This window comes from Helicobacter suis (genome assembly GCF_902196135.1).
GTDB lineage: Bacteria > Campylobacterota > Campylobacteria > Campylobacterales > Helicobacteraceae > Helicobacter > Helicobacter suis_A.
The window spans coordinates 61864-81434 of the sequence record NZ_CABIKE010000007.1 but is presented as its reverse complement, the minus strand read 5'-3'; the positions used below and the strand labels follow the sequence as shown (position 1 = coordinate 81434).

The following is a 19571-nucleotide window of genomic DNA, read 5'->3' as shown; positions in this document are numbered from 1 at the left end:
ATACTTCTCTACCTCTTTGATCTCAGCGTTTCTATGATGATAAGGATTGTAGGCCGCGCGTGTTATGCGGGGGTAGTGTTTGCTCGTATCCACCCCATACAAGTGCCAGTAATTCGGGATTACTTCTAAGTTTTCATCATGTGGCGTTTGCATGGGAGAACAATACAGGTAGATACTATCCATTTGCTTTTTAATTTCCCAACTCTTTTCTGTATGTAGTTGTATCTCAGAAGGCACACCATTAAACTTAAATTGTATATGTACACCTTTATACCCGGTGTTTCTGTGCTGTAATTCTATAGTGGGCTTAATTCCTCTTGATTCTAAGCTATCTACTAGTCTTACTAACTCTGTATCTAACTGGGTCTTATCTTTACTAATAATGGCCGCTCTTAGATAATCCCCTATCGCATTTATATCCCCCTGCTTGCGCGCAATTTTACTTTCAATACTAGCTTCACTCTTAAGGATTTGGCCTAATTCTAAAGAATTATTAGCACTCTTAAGATTTTCTAAAAACTCTTTAAACTCTCCCTCTTGGGCTTTAGCGGTGTTGTAAAGTTCTGTAGCTTTTGCTTTAAAATCTTGATTTTTAAGCGCTTGTTGTGTAGCCTCTGCGCTCCTTGCCTCGCTACTCAACGCTTTAGCGGATAATTCGGACTTAGCGATTATTGGAAGTTCGGGCAAGGTGCTATGTAATATCTCCCCTCCCTGCTTAATTTTATTTTGGATATTGTTAAGCGTTTTAGGCGCGTTACTGGTTATAATCCACTCCCCGCTATCATTGCGCGCTACGCTGGTAAAGTATTTCTTGCCCTCAATGTTTTTAACAAAGATTAAGGCATTATCCACTTGTTTGACTATGGCATCCGGGCTTTCTAAAGTCGGTCTAATATAATCTATCAACCCGCCTTTATCCCGTTTAACTAACTTATATAAACTCCCTTGAGTGAGCTTAATATCTTCTCCTTGTAACACACTTTCTAAAGCTTGTTTAACTTCAGGGGCAAACTTAGGGATAAAAGGCTCATTGGTGTTTTTAAGATTAAAGGCGTTTTTCCATTGGGTATAAAGGCTTTTGTTAAGTTCGCGTTTCTTTTTTGCTTCTTGTTTAGCTAGCTCTTTGAGATCTAATTCTCTTATGTAGGCGCTATTTCTTTCTATGATTCTCTAAACGCCATTTATTTAACTCATCTTTGCTAAATCCTAATTGGCCATTGTGTATCTGTTTGCTAGCAAACCCGCGTTCTAAATCTATAGGGTTAGTTGAATTGGTGTATTTAAGTTCATCTTTTAGCCCTTCTTGATCCCATAATTCTAAGCGCCAATATGGGGTCTCTTTATGATTTAAGCTATTTATATACCTATTCCACGCACTACCGCGTAATTATCTGTATCTATTTTTTTGAGAAAGTGCAATTCACCGCGTAGATTTTGGAGTAGGAAGTCTGGATTTTCTAAAGTAGTTTTAAAGTATGGTAAGGCTTGAGCGGCTCTAATAGGTTCATCTATTTCAATCCCCTTAGCAATACTCAAACTATCTTGATCGTAGTTATGTTTTAACTAAGAATGTAGCGCGGGTGTATTTAATTGTAGTAGATGGAGTGGTTAAAAAGATTGGGGGCTCTCAAGCGCAAGGTGGAATCAAAAAGACTTTAGAGATTTATAGAGATGGGGGTGTGAATGGGCGACCCAGTATTAGAAGTTTTGGGATTTGGTATTTTCTTTATCATAGTATTCTTGCGGGCAAAAACATAGAGTTTTATATGATCTATCAAGATAATTTTAAGGCTTTTATTAAAGGGTTATTAGGAATGCATGAAGTCCCTGAGGCTTCTTTGAGCTATAAATTTTTAGAAGAGGCATGTTTGCGTGATTATTTAAGTGTAATGGGAGCTTATCCTGAATGGAATGTACAAGAACAGGGTAAAGACTGGCCTCAAGAAACTAAAGAGAGCCATGCCAATCTCTTACAAAATGCCCAAAGCAGAGAAAAGAAAGTTTTAAGAGGAGTAGTAAAAAAACCGGGGGAGGATTTATAAGGAATAAGGATAAGGCATATATCAGGCTAAAAGGGAATAAAAATCCACGCTAGAGGGTTTGATTTTTAAGTCCTTTCGTAATAGGATGAAAAACTTGAAAATTAAAATCTAAAACGCAAGGAGAAAACATGGCAATCCAAACTGAAAAAGAATTGGCTAGAGCGATTGAAGAGGGGAGAGATAGCATAGAAATAGAGGGGGATTTAGCAACCAAAACGATTAGGATTAAGGCAACAGGCAAGGTTGCTTGGGCTGTAGCAATAGGGGCAATTGGCGTGGCTCTTACGGCACTACTTGCAAGTGGGGGCGTGGCTGCTCCTGCTAGTGGTATAGTTGCAGCTGGGGCTGTAGGAGTGCTAGGACTTCCAGCCACTACCTCAGCACTAGCAATTGCCTTTACAGCTGGTGGAGTGGGGGTACTTAATAAATTAAGAGGGTATGATCTTAAGAAAATTTCTGATACGCGGGTTGTGCTAACAAAAAGTTAGCATGAATTTTTACAAGATGCCCAAAGCAGAAAAAAGAAAGTTTTAAGAGGGGTAGTAAAAAGACTGGGGGAGGATTTAAAGGAGGATTGAAATAAAAAAGTTTTTACTAATAACGCATAATAAAACAATCCACTAAAAGTTTGATTTTTAAGTCCTTCCGTAATAAGATGAAAGAAAGGACTTTCATGCAAAATTTTACCCACCTCCACCTACACACCGAGTACTCGCTCTTAGACGGGGCTAATAAAATTAAAATTTTAGCAAAAAAGATTAAAGAGCTTGGCATGGAAAGTGTGAGCATGAGCGATCATGGCAACATGTTTGGGGCGATTGATTTTTATACTTGCATGAGAAAAGAGGGAATCAAGCCCATTATTGGCATGGAGGCTTATATCCACAACTCTAAAAACTTAGGCGATAAACAAAGTAAACAGCGCTTCCATCTTTGCCTTTATGCTAAAAATTTAGAGGGCTATCATAACCTAATGTATCTAAGTTCACAGGCTTTTTTGGAGGGCTTTTATTACTTCCCCCGCATTAATAAAAAACTCCTTAAAGAGCGATGCAAGGGGCTCATCTGCTCAAGTGCGTGTTTACAAGGCGAAATTAATTGGCATTTAAACACCCTTAGTGAAAAAAACAAAAAATACGGGGCTAAGGGCTATGATGAGGCTAAACGGGTGGCAGAGGAATACCAGAGTATTTTTGGTGAGGATTTTTACATGGAAATCATGCGCCATGGCATTGCCAACCAACTCTTTATTGATGATCAAATCCTCAAACTCTCTTTAGAAACAGGGATCAAACTCATCGCCACCAATGACACCCACTACACTAACAAAGAGGATGCTAGCGCCCAAGAAATTGCCATGTGTGTAGCAATGGGCAAGACATTAAACGATCCTACCCGCTTAAGACACTCAGTACACGAGTTTTATATTAAATCTCCTGCACAAATGGCTAAACTTTTTGCAGACATTCCTGAAGCTTTAGAGAACACCCAAGAGATCGCGCAAAAATGCCAGCTTGAGATTGATTTAAAAGATGAGAGTAACCCCCCAACCCCGCCACGCTTTAAATTCACACAAGAGTACGCTTTAAGCGAGGGGTTGGATATAGAAGAAGACGCGCCCTACTTTGCCCACAAGGCTAGGGAGGGTTTAAAAAAGCGCCTAGAAATGATGGATATTAAAGAACATGCGCGCTATGAGGAGCGGCTAGAGTATGAAATTAAAGTCATTACAGATATGCGCTTTGCAGGCTACATGCTCATTGTGTGGGATTTTATCCGCTATGCGCGTGAAAATAATATCCCCGTAGGCCCGGGGCGGGGTAGTGCAGCAGGCAGTTTAGTTGCCTTTTGTTTGCAAATTACAGATATTGACCCACTCAAATACGATTTACTCTTTGAGCGCTTTTTAAACCCTGAGCGCGTTTCTATGCCAGATATTGATACAGATTTTTGCCAAAGACGGCGAGGCGAGATGTTAGATTATATGATCGCAAAATATGGAAAGTACAATGTCGCCCAAGTCATTACCTTTAATAAAATGCTGGCTAAGGGGGTGATTCGCGATGTGGCGCGGGTGCTAGACATGCCCTATAAAGAGGCCGATGAAATGGCTAAGCTTATCCCCAATCGTCTAGGCATCACTTTGCAAGAAGCCTATGATTTAGAGCCCAAGATTCAAACCCTCCTAGAGACCAACACATTAGCCAAAGAGGTTTGGGATTTTTCCTTGCGCCTAGAAAATCTTAACCGCTCAGCAGGCAAACACGCTGCAGCTTTAGTGGTGGATAGTGAACGCGAGCTGTGGTATAAAACCCCGCTATATACTAGCGAGCGCACGGGGGGCATTGTTACGCAATATTCTATGAAATATTTAGAGGCCATAGATTTAATTAAGTTTGACTTCTTAGGGCTTAAAACCCTCACGGTTATCCATGACGCGCTAAATATCATTGAAAAATACAGCCATGAAAAAATTGACTTTTTGCGTGTGGATATGGACGATCCTAAGGTTTATGCCACGATTCAAGAGGGCAACACGGTGGGGATATTTCAGATTGAGTCTGGCATGTTTCAGACTCTTAATAAACGCCTGCGCCCCTCGCGCTTTGAGGATATCATTGCCATTATTGCGCTAGGACGCCCGGGGCCTATGGAATCTGGCATGGTAGATGATTTTGTGAATAGAAAGCACGGATCTGCACCCATTACCTACATGTTTGATGCGCTTGAGCCTATTTTACGCCCCACTTATGGGACTATTATCTATCAAGAACAGGTGATGCAAATTGTACAAACCATTGCCGGCTTTTCTTTAGGGGAGGCGGATTTGATCCGCCGTGCGATGGGTAAAAAAGACGCACAGATCATGGCTAATAACAGGGCTAAATTTGTAGAGGGCGCGAGTCAAAAGGGCTTTGATTGCAATAAAGCAGGCGAACTTTTTGATCTCATCGTTAAATTTGCCGGCTATGGTTTTAATAAATCCCACTCGGCTGCCTATGCGATGCTCACTTTTCAAACGGCCTATTTAAAAACCCACTACAAACACGCCTTTATGGCTGCCATGTTAAGTAGCGAGTGCCGCCATATTGATTCGGTGGCCTACTATGTGGAAGAAGCTAACTCTATGGGCATTAAGATCAAGCGCCCGCATGTTAATGTTTCTGATGTGCAGTTTAGAGTACAAGATGAGAATGGGGAAAAGGTGATTATTTTTGGTTTAGAGGCAATTAAGGGAGCAGGCGAGGGGCCTTTGGGCATGCTAGTTGAACTCAGGGAAAAATACGGGAAGTTTAAGGATTTAGAAGATCTTATCAGCAAGATAGATTTTTCTAAGTTTAGCAAGCGCATTTTAGAACCCTTGATTAAATCCGGGAGTTTAGATAATTTGGGCTATAACCGCAGGACTATGCTAGAAAACTTGGATTTGATTTGTGAGGAAGGGCGGCGCAAGGATAAATCTAATGCCCAGATGAGTGGTGGGTTATTTGCTAATCTATCTACTGAGGATCGAGAGAAAGCGCATTTAACATTAAAAATTTATGATGAATACGATGATAGTACGCTTTTAGATTTTGAATATGAATGCATGGGGCTTTATTTTTCAGGACACCCACTAGATGGGTTTAAAGATCAAATTAAAGCCCTAAAAAATGTAGCCAAGAGTCGGGATATTTTGCGCCTTGAGATTGGATCGCAAGCGACCTTTATTGGCAAAATCCTAGAACTCAAGCGCAAAATAGGTAAAAAAAGCGGCAAACCTTATGGAGAGGCTAGTATTGTGGATTTATCCGGGCGCTTTGATCTCTTGCTTTTTGAAAAACAGCTCAGCGCTTTAGATCAGCTTGATATTTCCCTACCACTTGCTTTTAAATGCAAGGTAGAGGAACAAGAGGAAGTAGCCCGTTTAAGGTTACTAGAAATCCAAACTTTAGAGGCAATTAAACAGACTAAAATTATTAAGGCGCGCTATAAAAGCACAGAAGAACAAGAGCCAGATACAGAACCTATAGACATTATTAAAGATTTTAACGCCACTACTAGTTGTTTGTTGGATCAAAAGCATACCCCTCTCTCTTTGGTGCTAGATACTAGTATCTCTCCTGATCTCTTTGTGCGCATTAAAGAAGAAGCTAAGCGCCATAAAGGTAATCGCGCCCTTTCTGTGATCTTTAATGAAAAGGGCAAACGACTGAAATTTACAACGGCTTTAAAGGTTAACACGGCAATTAAAGAGAATTTTAAAAGCTTTGAGTGGTTAGACACCTAATGCGCCTTAATCAATTAATAGCCCACAATCTACCCTGCTCGCGTAGACAAGCCGATAAACTCATCAAAGAGGGCAAGGTTAAGATTAACCACAAACTAGCTAGCTTTGCCACTCCCTTTAGCCCTTATGATAAAATCTTTGTAGAAGGGCGTATGCTTAACTCTTATGAAAAAAGAAGTTATACCGTGCTGGTTTATCATAAACCCAAAGGCGAACTAGTAAGTAGAATTGATCATCGTGGGCGTAAAACGATTTTTGAGAGTTTAGAGAGCAAATTTAGGCATTTTACCCCTATTGGGCGTTTAGATTTTACCTCTATGGGGTTATTGCTTTTAAGCGATAGTAAGCAAGTAGTAAATGCGCTGATGCACAGCTCTTTAGAGCGCGTTTATTTAGTCAAAATTCAAGGGAATATCACGCAAACTATGCTAGAGGCCATGCAAACAGGATTAGAGATTAAGGGTTTAGAAGGCGCGCATCCTAAGAGCAAACACACGCGTATGCACATTGCGCCTATGGCCTGCCAAATCCTTAAAAACCACCGCAATTATTCTAAGATTAAACTTACCTTACAAGAGGGGCATAACCGCGAGATCCGCCGCTTTTTTGCTCACTTTAAGAAAGAAGTACTAGATTTAAGACGGGTTAGTTTTGGGTTTGTCTCACTCAATGCTTTACCTGTGGGCAAAACGCGCTATTTAAACCCTAAAGAATACAAGCAACTACACCAGTTTTTAAACAACTCCAATCTAAGCTTGACAAGTTAGAGGCGTGGATACGCACATAAAATTAGCATGGGTTAAAATATAATTTACTCCCTAGTTTAAATCCCTTGATTTTTCCCCATAATATCCATTCTATGTTTAGATAAGGAGTTTGTTTTTATGTACAAGCAAAAAGTACGGGATCTATTAGCAGATGTACAAAAAGGTTTATTAGAGCGCGAGGAGTGCGCCTCTCTTATGCTTTTAACGATGTTTTCGGGTAAAACGATCTTTCTTTATGGACCTCCGGGTACGGCTAAATCTTTGTTAGCGCGCAGGGTAAGCACCGCCTTTGGGGCTACTGATTTCTTTGCAGCTTTAATGCACCGCTTTAGCACACCTGAGGATATTTTTGGGCCTATAGACATAGGCGAGCTTAAGAAAAATAATTTAGTGAGAAATACCAAAGGCTACTTGCCCAAAGCCCATTTTGCCTTTTTAGATGAAATCTGGAAAAGTTCGCCGGCTATTTTAAACACTCTTTTAACAATTTTAAATGAGAGGCTTTTTAGAAATGGGGGCAAAGATGAGCATGTTCCGCTTAGAGGCGTGGTGTGTGCGAGTAATGAATTTCCTCCCAAAAATCAAGGTTTAGAGGCCCTTTATGATAGGTGCTTGGTGCGCTATTTTGTAAAGCCTTTACAATCTGTACAGAATTTTAGCAGTTTGATTCAAGAGGAGGAGATTAGCCCTATTATTAGAAAGGAGGAGGACAGGTCTTTAAAAAAGGATGTTAGCCCTCTTATAGGAAAGATAGAGGGTGGCCTAGAGGAGATGCAAGAGAAAGAGATGAGCCCTATTACTGGAAAAACAGAGAATGGATTTTCAGATGAGGATTTAGAAAAGATTCAAAAAGAGGCTAGAAAAATTTGTTTTTCTCAAAAAGCCCTAGATACTCTCTTAGAAATTAGAGGCACTTTAGAAAAACTTAAAGATAACCCCCAGCTCATCGCCTCTTATCTAGGAATAACAGAGAATACAGAAACAGAGCAAAAAGATCAAAATAAAGATCAAAATAAAGATCAAGATCAAGATTTGATCCCCTATGTTTCTGATAGGCGTTTTAAGCAGTGTGGCGAGCTTTTAAAAGTAAGCGCCTTACTTAGCGATCAAAAAGAGGTGGAGGTAGAGGATTTAGTGCTTTTAAGGCATTGTTTATGGGATCATGATCAACAAATCCCTTTAATTGATGCGATTTTGCGCCAATGTTTAAAACAAAGTGCGCATACCGGCTCAAAAGAGTTAGAAAAAATAGAGGAGGAGTTTAACTATTTGGAGTATTTGTATAAGGAAAAGAGCCCCGCAGAGTTTAAAAATGGCTGGCAAAGGTTAAATGCTAAGGTGCAAGATCAGATCAGTGCTTTAAAAAGGGAAATCCAAGAAAGAGGAGAAAAGGCCAATGTGTTTTTATCGGCCAATGATCACAAAATCGCCTTTTTAGGGGCGCAAGAAGCGCTAGAGCAGGCACGGGTTTTACAATTAAAACTTGAGGAAATGTTGCATGATCCAAAAAGAGTGTTTGCTAAAAGGGCGCTAGAAAAGATGGTTGGCACAGCACCAGAAAAGGCGGTTGGCACAGCACCTGTGCTAGATAGACTTTTAGTTAATAGATTAAAACAGAAACTAGGAAAGAATATAGCCCAATTTCTTACAAATATTAACGGGTCTGTCCCGGGGCATTCTTTTGCTGTGTGGGATATAAAACAGGAGAAGGTAGATATTTGTATAGAGGCGCTAGGCATAGGTTTAGCTGAGTTTATACAGGGCATTAAAAGCAAGGAGGAGGTAGAAAAGGATTTACAAAAAGCTTGCTGCAATCTGCTATCTAGCTCTCAACAATTGTTTGCACCACTCATAAATAACTTACAAACAAGACAAGGTAGTAGACCCCAAAATCCTGAACAAATGAGTCAGGATTTTGCCAAGTTTTTAAGCACAGAGTTACTCAAGTTAGACGGCTCAATCAACGAGAATACCGATTGGTTACACAAAGCGATAGAGGCCGGTGTTTTGCCTTATGATTATGACAACATGGATAGTATGGATAATTCCAATAGACTTACTAGTGATCTAGAGTAACAAATGAATTTAGAAGACACCTATGGCGATCTGTTAAAAGACAAGGAGATTGCTAGCGCATTTGAGCAGGCAAAGCTAGAAAAAGAGGAGCAAATCAAGCAAGCACTTAAAGATCACCCTTTTAAAGCAGAGAGAGGGGCTTATATAGAGCGCAGTTATGCTAAGCAAGAGGCTGAGCTAGTAGAAAAAACTACAGAGGCCTTTAGCAAGTTTAACCCTGAGGAGGATTTAAGCTTTATTGAGGAGCAACAAAGGCGATTACATAGCCCCTCGTCTAGTAAGGAGCAGAATAAAGCGTTGCACCGATTTATCTTACAAAAATGGGAAGGGATTTTAGAGAGCAAGATTGCACGCTATAAAAAACAGACAATAGAGAGCATAGAGGCGGATTTTTTAGAAAGAATGCTAGCGTGGTTTAAAGCGCTTTTACAGGCTAGGGAGTTAGCTAAAAAATCCCCCGAACTCTTTGGCAAAGAGGGGATGTTTATGGATGCTAAGGGGCTTGTGCTAGAGGCTCTTAATTTAGAGAAGCTAGGAGATGAAAAGACGCGTAAACAGGTTTTAGATGAAATCAAGGGGCTGGATATGGGGGGAGATTTAGGGGGAGATTTGCAAGAAGATATGGGCAGCGGGCAACACAGAGGGAGCGCTAACCCTTCTGCAGGAGATTTGCAAAAAAACACGAGGAGGCAATATGCCCTAAAGGGTACTAACCCTACGCGTTTAAATCTTGCCCATATTTTGGCTTTATTTGAGCAAATTAAAAATAACAAGGCTTTAATGGATATTTGTGATATGTTAGGGCGCATGAAAGAGATGCAAAAGGAGATGATTAAAGAGATCATTCAAACCACGCGTAGCTACTTTTATACACAAACCCACCCCACTAGAGACTATAAAGAAGAGATTTGTGGCATCCACCTAGATAACGATCTAGAAAATGTGATCCCGCAAGAATTGACTTTGCTTAACGATCCTGATCTTGAATTGCTCTTTGATCTAAAATTTATCACTAAACAGCTTTTTTGCTTTGAAAAACAAGGGTTTGAACAAAGGCAGTTAGAGGGCATAGAGGAGGTGGAGGAGGAGGTGCAAAAAGAAATAGAAAAACAAGAGGATCAAAGAGGGCCTATTATTATTTGTGTAGATACCAGTGGCTCAATGCATGGCGCACCTGAGATCACGGCTAAGGCTATCACGCTTGCTTTAGCCTCGCGGGCTAAAAGAGAGAAGCGGGGGTGTTATCTGATTAACTTTAGCACCCAAACTAGCGCGATGGATTTAAGTAAAGCCGGAGGAATGGCGCGCCTGAATCGCTTTTTAACCATGAGTTTTGGGGGTGGTGAGGATGTGAATCTAGCTTTACATGAGGGTTTGCAGATGATGCAAAGAGAAAATTATAAAAAAGCGGATTTGCTAGTTATTTCTGATGGCTATTTTGGAGAACTAGATAACAATATCACGCAGCAGATGCAACAAAAACGCAAGGATGAAAACCATTTTTACCTGCTAGATATAGATGGCAACTCAGGGGCTAAACGCGCTTTTGATAAGCATTGGGTGTATGATAGCCATAATAAAAACACTAGAGTACTTTGCCAGTTACAAGAGAATTTGTAGGGGGTTTAGAGGTGGAAGCTACTTTGAGATTAAATTTTATTCTACTAAAAAGTTGCTCGCTAGTGGCACTCTGGATTTTTCTTTGTTTTTTTTTAAAGCTTTCAAAGAATTTTTAACTCTGTAGCATTTATTCAAGCGATAATGCAAAGTCTTTAATATCCTTACTAAAGCCACGATCCACAAATAAATATCCATAAAAGCTACATAAAGCACAGGAAAATGTAAAGAGCATAGGCGATCTAGGAGCAATAAGGCTAATACACCTAAAAAGAGCATGCCTAAAGGTTTATCAAGAATAAATGCGCATAAAGAGAACAGACATAGGCTAATTAGCGTAATCTTATAAGGAGCATAGATCAGACTAAAGGGTAAAAATCCTAAAGTATCTATAAAAATAAAGCCTCCAAAAAGGGCTAAAAACCACGCCACTTTTAAAGGTAAAATTTCTTGATGGGTGTAGTAATTTAGCAATGCATGCGCACATAATCCTAAACTAAGCAGGCTCACAGGTCCAAAAAGCCCCACACAGAGCATGCTAAGACTTAAACCTTTAAGAGGAAGTTGTAAACCTATAAAAACTAAAAATGCCTTAATTAGCGCATACCTTTTAGAGCACACCCACACACAAATAGCCAAAGCACAGGCAAATAAATACGCAGAATCACCCATTAAAATTGTTTTAAATAACCTAGATTAAAAGAAAGGTGCATGATGGCTTTACGCTCTTTGGTATAAAGCACATGGATTTGGTTATTAAAATTTAAAACAGCCGGGTAACTCACTTCACCTTTTAAACTGCTATCTAAAATGGTTAGTGGGCTAAAGTATCCATCTTTAAATTTAGCTAAATAAAGAGCGCTACGGGGATTATTGCTATTTTTAAGAGGTTGATTATAAAGCAAGTAAAGCGTGTGGTTGGCATTAAAAAGTACAATGGAGTTATCGTAGTTATGTAAATTGCTTAAATGAGGTAAATTCCACTGCAAAGGGGTTTTACAGGTTTGGGTATAAAATTGTTGTGTTTTATAACTACGCAATGCCATGAGCGCGCAAGACTTATAAGGGGCTAGGGTGGGCTGTAATTGTTGTTTAAGCGTATTAGGCTTAATTAGAAGTTGCAAACGATCTTGTGTATCAAATTTGAGTAGTAAGGGGAATTTATGGGCTAATTCATGATAAGTAGGCAAAACAAAACCCCCATCAGTGGTGGGCAAAACAGCGGTACGCACCAAATGGCTGATATTAAGAAATGGGCTTAAAGGAAGGATTTGTAAGAGTGAAAAATGAAAGGGGGGGGTTATATTAGAGACTAGCATATAAATCCTAGAAGTAGCCCATCCTCCAAGACTCACACCCACTACAAATAAATAGAGGCGGTTATGCTGTGTGAATAAAACCGGGTTACCTAATATCTTTACATAAACATTAGCCAGTTTGCTTAATTCTGGTGCGGATAATAAAGCAAAGGCCTTTTGCCAAGTTTGCGTTTTAATAGAGTAAAGATTAGCATAAATTTTAACATCACTCAAACCCTCAGCACTCCCTCCAAAATAAGCAGCTAGTAAATAATCATTAGAGAGCGCGCTAAGAGTGGCTGAATGCACAGATTTAACAGGCGGAGGGGGCAAGGTTTTTAAAGTAAATAGGGGCGGGGTTTGTGTGAGTGTTGGGGGCTTTTTAAAAGAAAAACAATGGGGAGCTTTAAGGGTGAAACCTAGAAAAAGTAAAACCAATAAGCTAGAGTAGATGAGAACAGATCGCATCTACACTCCAATGAAGGGGAAAAATCTGTGGCATATATAACCCGTCGGGAAGTTTAGGTGGATTTGGGGGTTTTTTAATCAGCGTGATAGTTTTATGCGGAATCTCTTTAAGTGCATAAATGCGCATGGCATTTTGGCTAATAAAGCTTTGGAGTTTATCTAAGGCCTTGTGTTCTTCAAAAAGAGAGCACAGCGCGCTTAAAAGCAAAGGCGCGCTAAAAATACCTGCGCTACAGGTGTGGGTGTGTTTATGAGCGATTAGATGAGGCGCACTATCTGAGCCAAAGGCTACTTTAGGGTGTGCATTGAGGGCTAAATTTAAAAGCGCTTGCTGATCTTTGGGGGTTTTTAAAAGAGGTTTACAAAAAAGATGGGGATTTAACGCGCCTCCGGCTAGATGATCTAAATTAAGCGCGATATGATGCAGGGTGAGGGTTGCGTATAAATTAGGGTAGCGTTCTAAAAGGGGGATACTGCGCGCATCGCTTATGTGTTCTATGATGATTTTTAAACGGGGGAATTCTTGAGCTAGGGTGATTAAAATAGGATGAAAGTTATATTCTCTATCTAGTACAAAGCCATGATCTTCAGCGTGGATACAAAGGATAAAACCTAGATTTTGGGCTGTTTCTAAAATCTTAAGCATGTGTGGGCTTAAAATATTGCCTATCCCTTGATCTGAGTTAGTGGTGGCATTTTTAGGGTAGAGTTTGAGTAAAAATAACCCGGCGGCCTTAGCTTGTTCTAATTCTTGGCTACTGAGTTTTTCATGCAAATAAAGAGCTACTAGGGGTTTAAAATGCGCGCTTAGACTTTCAATTTCTACTTTGTAATCTAGGGCTTGTTTGGTGGTAGTAATGGGGATAGTTAAATTAGGCATAATCAGCGCTGCACTAAAGGGGCGAGCGCTAAAGGGCAAAATGGCTTTGAGTAATACACCCTCCCTTAGGTGCAAGTGCATGTCTAGGGGGTCTTGTAGGGTGATTTTATCCATTAGCGGTAAATAAAATAGCGCACACGGATACGGATTAGAGTTGTAGTTCTTGGGCGCGGGTAGTCTTTATAAGCAATGGTGATAGTTTTAAGCGTATTATCATCTAAGAGCTTATAACCGGAGGGTTCAATGATTTTAAGCCCGGTAATATCACCATTAGGGTGGAGATAAAACTCTACCGCATCTACACCGTCTTGCCCTAAATATCCGGCTGCACTGGGATATTCTAGGTATTTTTGAGTAATGCGCCCAATTTCACTTAAATTACTCTTAATAAAATCCTTCTCAGCCGTTCCTAAATCCCCAAATTCTTCTCCATAAAGCTCGTCAATATCTTTACGGGTTTGGCTATCCATGCCTTTATCGTTTTCATAACTGCGCTCACTAGGGGTTGGGGGTGGCGCGGCTGAATTTTGCTCTGAGGGCAAAAAGGATAAGCTATTAGGGTTAAAATCATCGGTCTTTTGCTGGGTTGTTTTCTTAGGCTCCTCTCTTTGCTCTCTGCGCAAAGCTTTATGATGGCTTTCTCTACTAGCCACTCGCGTACTTTTATGCGGGCTGGCTCTGTGTCTTTTGCGCTCAACCACTCTTTGAGGTTTGGGTCTGGGCTGAGGTTTTTGCTGTGCTACAGGAGGAGAGGGCGGAGATGGGGGCGCTGGTGGAGTTTGGGGGGTTGGGGGGGTTTGGCTGTGTTTGGGTGCAGCCCTAGAGGGTCTGAGCGCTCCTTGTGTATGCTTGCTAGGATCTAATGATCGCCCGCGTTTGAGTACTAATAAATTGCTAGGGTTGAGCTTAACAAGCTTAGGTTGGTGGAAAAATTGATGGCTGTACTCTACTAACCACCAGAGGAGTAAGTGGAGTAAGCATGAAATAAATAAAGAGATATAGAAATTACGATCAGAGCGTCTATCTATAAAGTCTCTGTCTAGTGCTCTAACAGACCTAGACATAGGAACTTTTCAGCTTAGATTCTCTGATACGCTGTTTTGTTTCTTCCATAAGGGCTTCTTTTTTAAGTAATGTGGGGTCTTTTTTGGGGAAATCTAGCGTGATCTTATCTAAAATAAGGCTTTGGTTAGAGTTTAATAAAATCAAGTATAGCTGGTTGCGTACTTCAATAGTAACGAGTTTATGGGTGGCATCTAGGGGTTTTATAAAAGTTACACTTGGTTCAAGACCCACTTTTGGGAAGAGAAATTTCTGGGTACTTTTGCGTTTAAGTATCCATAATAACACCAATAAAGCGCCAATCACAATCCCTACTTTCCATAAATAATCCCATTCAAAATCTTTAAGCGACGCAGTTTTAGGGGCTGGGGCGGTCTGCTCTTGAGATTTTTGCGCTACATCGGTGAGTTCAGATAAAAGAGGGACAAATTCTAGGCGCAAATAGCGTTTATCCTGCGAAAGTTTAGCTCTAACATGGAAAAGAGTGGTACTCTTTGGCACGATAAAAAGGGTGTTATCTTGGTAATAAATGGCTAGCTCTGTAAGAACGGAGGCGCTAAAATGTTCCAATCTAGGGGCAAAAGAATCCATGTTTTGTAGGGTGATCACTTGCATAGGAGAAATTTTTGGGGTTTGACTAAGAGGCTTACTAAAAAGTAGATTAACCGCCACGCCTTTTTGATCGTTTTGTGTGGGGATAATTTGGAGTTGCTCTAGTTTATTAAGATTTGCAGCAATAGGATTGGCAACAATGCTTACGCATACAAACACCCATACAAAAAGATAGCGCGCTTTGATCATTATCGCTTCTATAAGTCCTTAGCGATGTAGTAAACAATAGCATTGGAGTCTAACACTTCATTTAAGCGGATTGCTAAATTTTTCTCATACACCATAACCTCTCCCTTACCAATAACGCGCCCGTTAACAAAAGTATCCACACTCTCTCCTGCAGGTTTTTGCAAATCAATCACCGATCCTCTTTCAAAACGCAACACTTCCCTTAAAGGAATAAAAGTAGAACCAAGCTCGGCCATGAAAGTAATTTCCATGTCTAATAACCCTTTATAATCATTGATCAACTCTTCTAAATAGGTTGTCAGCTCTAACTCTCTAGGGTTAAGAGTGGGTTGCTTTTTAAGCCTAGGGTTAACCGGTGTCAAAGTTGCCAGTGTAGGGTTAGACTGGATATTCACCCCATCTTTATTGCCATTATTACCATTGTTATTGTTGTTTTGGCTATCCATACAATTTTACCTTTCTTAGAGATAACCATTTAAAATGGATTATCATACCAGCAATTACCTAATTAAGGGTTTAACGGGATTTGAAATTAGCCTTGTTTAAACAAAATTCTTGTAAAAAACAAATAGAACATTGGGGTTTAATAGCCTTACAGATTCTACGCCCAAATAAAATCATGGCATGGTGGAGTGCGCCTAAATCCTCTTTAAATAGAGCGCTCAAATCAGCCTCCGTTTGCAAAGTATTTTTAGCCTTAGTTAAACCCAAACGATGCGACACTCTAAAAACATGGGTATCAACGGCTAGTACATTTTGATTAAAAGCTACAGATAATACCACATTCGCGCTTTTTTGGCCAATACCGGCTAGGGTTTTAAGCTCTTTTTGGCTTCTTGGGATTTGCCCATTGAAATTTTGCAAGATCTGTTGTGCCATTTGGATTAAATATTTAGCCTTGTTATTAGGATAAGAAATGCTTTTAATGCATTGATACACATCTTCAAAAGAGGCATTAGCTAAACTCATCACATCTGGATAGGCCTTAAAAAAAGCAGGGGTTGTGGCATTGACTCGTTTATCCGTGCATTGTGCTGAAAGCAGTACAGCTACTAGTAGTTCATAAGGGTTTTGATAAATAAGCTCTGTAGTGGGCTGTTTGAAGTGCTCTAAAAGCAAGGTTTTAATGATCATTGCTTTCATAAGGGGTTAACCAAAACACACTGGGCTTCATGGGCGCGCAAGGCAATTTGTGCATGCCCAATTTCAATACTAAAGGTGGCCTTTTTCATGGAGTGTTGCAAAAGGGTTATTTCCTCCCCTACAATAATCCCAAAAGATAAAAAGCGGTTCTTCAGTTGGGAGTCTTGAGTGGTGATTCCTACAATCCTATAGCGCTTATTTTTTTGGCACTCCAGGAGATTCATTTCTCATTCCTTTTTTGATTTCACTAATGATAATATCTATAGGCGCAAAAATACGCCGTAAAATTTTAAAGGGGGCGCGGACAATATCTTTACCTAAGGTAACTTTTGCATTCAGATTATCCAAATTGCCGCTTAAATTAACATGGGTAGAGATTTTCCTATTTTTACCTAGAATAAGGTAGTTAAGAATGGGAATTTTATTAATTACATTTGCAAAACCTTTAATTGTAGAAAGATTTAAGGACATGTCAAGTTTGCGGTTTGATAACTCTAAAATCCCACTGCCATCTACATCTAGAGTTGTACCTATAAGGTCTATGTGCTCAAAACCAATATAGCCTGCGTTGATACCAAAAATAATTTTACCCTTAGCAATCTCATAACCATTAGCGCCTAAACGCGGGTCTCTAAATGCAAGCAAAGAGGGAATGGTGTTAATCACATTCACCGTCTTTTGCAAGACTTTAAGATTTTTAATGGTGGTATTTTGTAGCCGCAATTCTCCATTAAACACGCGATCTTTATAGCCCCCAACAAGATTATACAACCCCCCTTGGATAATATCTTGAGAAGTGATGCTTTGTAGCGCCATGTTAAGATAATCCCCGCTAAAATTACTGGCCTTTAGCGTGATATTGCCATGGATCATATCAAGATTGAGCATAGCCCGTTGGTAACTGCCATCTATGCTAACCTGCCCGTCTCTAATCACTAAGCGCAAATTTTCTAAGGCTAGAGGTAAGGATTTAAAAGTTAGCACTGTGTTAGTGGCATTAATAATAGTGGCGGTTGGGAGAATGTTATGTATTTTCTCATAGTGCTGTTTAGAGCGGATAAAAATTTTCTCGGCTCTGATTTGTTCTTTAGTGGGTTTGTATTTGCTTGGAGCGAGCAACTCTTGAATAACGGGTACTTTAGAGTCTAAAAACTCATCTACATTAAAGTTAATATCATTGATAAAAACGATTTTTTCGCCTCCTTGAATTTTAGCCATAAAAGCACCGTCGGGGCTAAATATCTCCGCGCTATCTTTTCTAAAAGTGCCTAATAGAGAAAAGGAATTAATGGGACGGCCATCATGGTAGTATAAGGGCAAATCAATATTTAAATTTATGCCAAAAAATTGGAAGTTGTGAAAATCTCTAGTGCTAATTTTAAGTGATCCCTTTTTAAGGGCAAAATAGCGCGCTAGTGGAGAAATAGGAATGAGTTTGGCTAGATTTTTAACACGCAAACTATAGATCTTGCCCATCTCCCCCTCAATCCCTAACTCATTAATTCTAAATGTTATTTTATGCTCTTTAGAGAAGTCTAAATTAAAGCTTAGGCTTGGCAAATTATTTTGATTGGCATAGATCGCATCTTTAGTAAATATTTCTTGGCTTTGGGCTTTAATTATTTGGCGGATTTTATCTTGAAAGGCCTGTGAGGATTGCCCTCGAGCGATGAGATCGGGTAAAATATCTAGTTCTAAAGAAGGGGCGTGGGTATTAATCGTGGTTCTATAAGGGCTAAAGGCGCGCATGTTAATCGCGCTATTGGTGTTGATCTGGATTTTATGGATAGTGGCGCTACTGGTTAATAATTTGTGCTTGAAATCTAAAGTCAAACGCGCATCTATATCGGCCATGTTGTGGTAGCGGGTGTGTTGTGTGTTGATATAAACATTTTTGCCTTCCGGATTAATGTCTAAAAAGATGTTAGCAGACTGGCTAAATAAGGGTACACCATAGAGTAAAAAATCCCCCTCCCCCACGCTAACACTGCCCTGTATAAAAATTAAAGGGTGGGCATGAGGTACAAATTGCAGTGTGAGTAATAAATCTGCGCCAATTAGAGATTTCATGTTTTTTAGGGGTAAAAGAATTTTATAGGCTTTAAGCAAGCGCTCCACATGGGGATAAGAGGCTCTAGGGGCAATTTTAATACTGGCTACTAATTTAGAAGCGCTTCCAAAATGGCTAACATTAACATGCGAGCCTTCTAAAGCCATGTTTTCATAAGTCGCGTACTCAGGCGTAATCATTAAAACTTGATCTTTAAACTCAAGCAAGACTTTAGAAGACAGAATAGGCCGGAGATTTTCGTGAAAGGAAACGCGCGCGTTTTGGACTATGGCCTGTACACTTAGCTGTGCTAATAGGGTGTTTAGTAGGTGTTTATCCTTAAGATTAAGAGAAAGTTTAGCATCCTCAATTTTAAAGCTAGAAAATCTGATGTTATCAAATAACCAAGTGCGCAAAACTTTATGGGTAGCGGGTATATAAGGTTTTAAAAAATCTAAGTGGTTAATGGCATTGCTATTGCATTTAAGCGCTAGGGTTTTAAAATCTGTTAAACCCTGCATGAAAAACTTTAAATTAGATTTTCTAAGAGAAGGGTGATCTAGTGGCGAGAGTTGCAGATTAAAGGTAAGTTGCTTGGTTTGGCTATTATAATCTGCATTCCCTGCGATTCGTAAATAAGGCGCTAGATCTAGTTGTAAAATTTTTAAATAGATTTTTTGGCGCTCCTCTAGGTAAAATTTACCCTCAATGCCCGGAAAAGAGACTTCATATTGGTGGCCATCAAAGAAGACATGGGCGGTAGTGGTGGGGTTAATATAAATCTTTTGGATAGATAAGCGCTTAAAATAATCTAGTGTCCATATCCCATATCTAATACCTTGTACAATTTTTTCTATACTAGGGATTCTCCTTTGGGCTTTAGGCTTGATGAGTGCTGCAATATCTAACATGCCAATGTCTAGCAAAAACTTATTATCTAGTTTTAGATACAATCGCTCTAGCTTGATCTGTCCGATGTGTATGGAGGAGATATAGATTCCATTTCTTAGAGTAATATATGTAATTAAGAGCAGTGCAAAGATAAGGATTAGGGAAAAAAGAGGGCGTAAAAACCTCTTAGAGATTGCTTTAATCAT

16 protein-coding genes and 1 pseudogene are annotated in these 19571 nt (G+C 39.8%); 6 read left to right on the top strand and 11 right to left on the bottom strand.

The window, feature by feature from the left end; genetic code table 11:
- Positions 1–978: PBECR2 nuclease fold domain-containing protein (locus tag G6Q06_RS05420; RefSeq protein WP_275896954.1), on the bottom strand; the 978-nt coding region annotated here is incomplete at its 3' end.
- A 378-nt stretch (positions 979–1356) separates the two neighbouring features.
- Positions 1357–1536: a hypothetical protein gene (locus G6Q06_RS05415; protein WP_163565944.1), complete on the bottom strand. Its 180-nt coding sequence runs from the start codon at positions 1534–1536 to the stop codon at positions 1357–1359.
- A 20-nt stretch (positions 1537–1556) separates the two neighbouring features.
- Between G6Q06_RS05415 and G6Q06_RS05410 the strand changes: the two are divergent.
- The 6 genes and pseudogenes from G6Q06_RS05410 to G6Q06_RS08610 all read left to right on the top strand — a co-directional run.
- A pseudogene (locus G6Q06_RS05410) lies at positions 1557–2042 on the top strand (GIY-YIG nuclease family protein); the annotation flags it as partial.
- Between the two features lie 128 nt (positions 2043–2170).
- Complete coding sequence (locus G6Q06_RS05405) at positions 2171–2530, top strand: hypothetical protein (protein WP_163565943.1); 360 nt, start codon at positions 2171–2173, stop codon at positions 2528–2530.
- A 185-nt stretch (positions 2531–2715) separates the two neighbouring features.
- On the top strand, positions 2716–6312 hold the full coding sequence (gene dnaE / locus G6Q06_RS05400) for a DNA polymerase III subunit alpha (RefSeq protein ID WP_205435899.1): 3597 nt from the start codon (positions 2716–2718) through the stop codon (positions 6310–6312).
- The gene (locus tag G6Q06_RS05395) at positions 6312–7079 is read left to right on the top strand and encodes a pseudouridine synthase (protein WP_205435909.1); all 768 of its coding nucleotides are present in this window, start codon (positions 6312–6314) and stop codon (positions 7077–7079) included. The genes dnaE and G6Q06_RS05395 overlap by 1 nt, the downstream gene beginning before the upstream one ends.
- Positions 7080–7196: 117 nt before the next feature.
- Positions 7197–9155 carry an AAA family ATPase gene (locus tag G6Q06_RS05390; protein ID WP_163565940.1) on the top strand — a complete coding sequence of 653 codons (1959 nt, stop codon included), beginning with the start codon at positions 7197–7199 and terminating at the stop codon, positions 9153–9155.
- Positions 9156–9158: 3 nt separating this feature from the next.
- The gene (locus G6Q06_RS08610; RefSeq protein WP_240329258.1) at positions 9159–10775 is read left to right on the top strand and encodes a VWA domain-containing protein; all 1617 of its coding nucleotides are present in this window, start codon (positions 9159–9161) and stop codon (positions 10773–10775) included.
- Between the two features lie 36 nt (positions 10776–10811).
- On the opposite strand, the gene G6Q06_RS05380 is transcribed toward G6Q06_RS08610, so the two are convergent.
- The 9 genes from G6Q06_RS05380 to G6Q06_RS05340 form a co-directional block, all read right to left on the bottom strand.
- Positions 10812–11444, bottom strand: coding sequence for a hypothetical protein (locus G6Q06_RS05380; protein WP_163565939.1), 633 nt, complete (start codon positions 11442–11444; stop codon positions 10812–10814).
- Positions 11444–12538: an exo-alpha-sialidase gene (locus tag G6Q06_RS05375; protein WP_430734577.1), complete on the bottom strand. Its 1095-nt coding sequence runs from the start codon at positions 12536–12538 to the stop codon at positions 11444–11446. Before G6Q06_RS05375 ends, G6Q06_RS05380 begins: the two co-directional genes overlap by 1 nt.
- On the bottom strand, positions 12513–13532 hold the full coding sequence (gene pyrC / locus G6Q06_RS05370) for a dihydroorotase (protein ID WP_163565938.1): 1020 nt from the start codon (positions 13530–13532) through the stop codon (positions 12513–12515). The genes G6Q06_RS05375 and pyrC overlap by 26 nt, the downstream gene beginning before the upstream one ends.
- Positions 13532–14482 (bottom strand): energy transducer TonB, encoded by a 951-nt coding sequence (locus G6Q06_RS05365; RefSeq protein WP_163565937.1) that lies wholly within the window; start codon positions 14480–14482, stop codon positions 13532–13534. The genes pyrC and G6Q06_RS05365 overlap by 1 nt, the downstream gene beginning before the upstream one ends.
- Positions 14475–15281 carry a hypothetical protein gene (locus tag G6Q06_RS05360; protein ID WP_240328613.1) on the bottom strand — a complete coding sequence of 269 codons (807 nt, stop codon included), beginning with the start codon at positions 15279–15281 and terminating at the stop codon, positions 14475–14477. The genes G6Q06_RS05365 and G6Q06_RS05360 overlap by 8 nt, the downstream gene beginning before the upstream one ends.
- 8 nt (positions 15282–15289) lie before the next feature.
- Positions 15290–15727, bottom strand: coding sequence for a flagellar motor switch protein FliN (fliN, locus tag G6Q06_RS05355; protein WP_240328614.1), 438 nt, complete (start codon positions 15725–15727; stop codon positions 15290–15292).
- Between the two features lie 70 nt (positions 15728–15797).
- Complete coding sequence (gene nth, locus G6Q06_RS05350; RefSeq protein ID WP_163532882.1) at positions 15798–16424, bottom strand: endonuclease III; 627 nt, start codon at positions 16422–16424, stop codon at positions 15798–15800.
- Positions 16421–16648 (bottom strand): FeoA family protein, encoded by a 228-nt coding sequence (locus G6Q06_RS05345; protein WP_163565936.1) that lies wholly within the window; start codon positions 16646–16648, stop codon positions 16421–16423. Before G6Q06_RS05345 ends, nth begins: the two co-directional genes overlap by 4 nt.
- Complete coding sequence (locus tag G6Q06_RS05340; RefSeq protein WP_163565935.1) at positions 16620–19571, bottom strand: AsmA-like C-terminal domain-containing protein; 2952 nt, start codon at positions 19569–19571, stop codon at positions 16620–16622. The genes G6Q06_RS05345 and G6Q06_RS05340 overlap by 29 nt, the downstream gene beginning before the upstream one ends.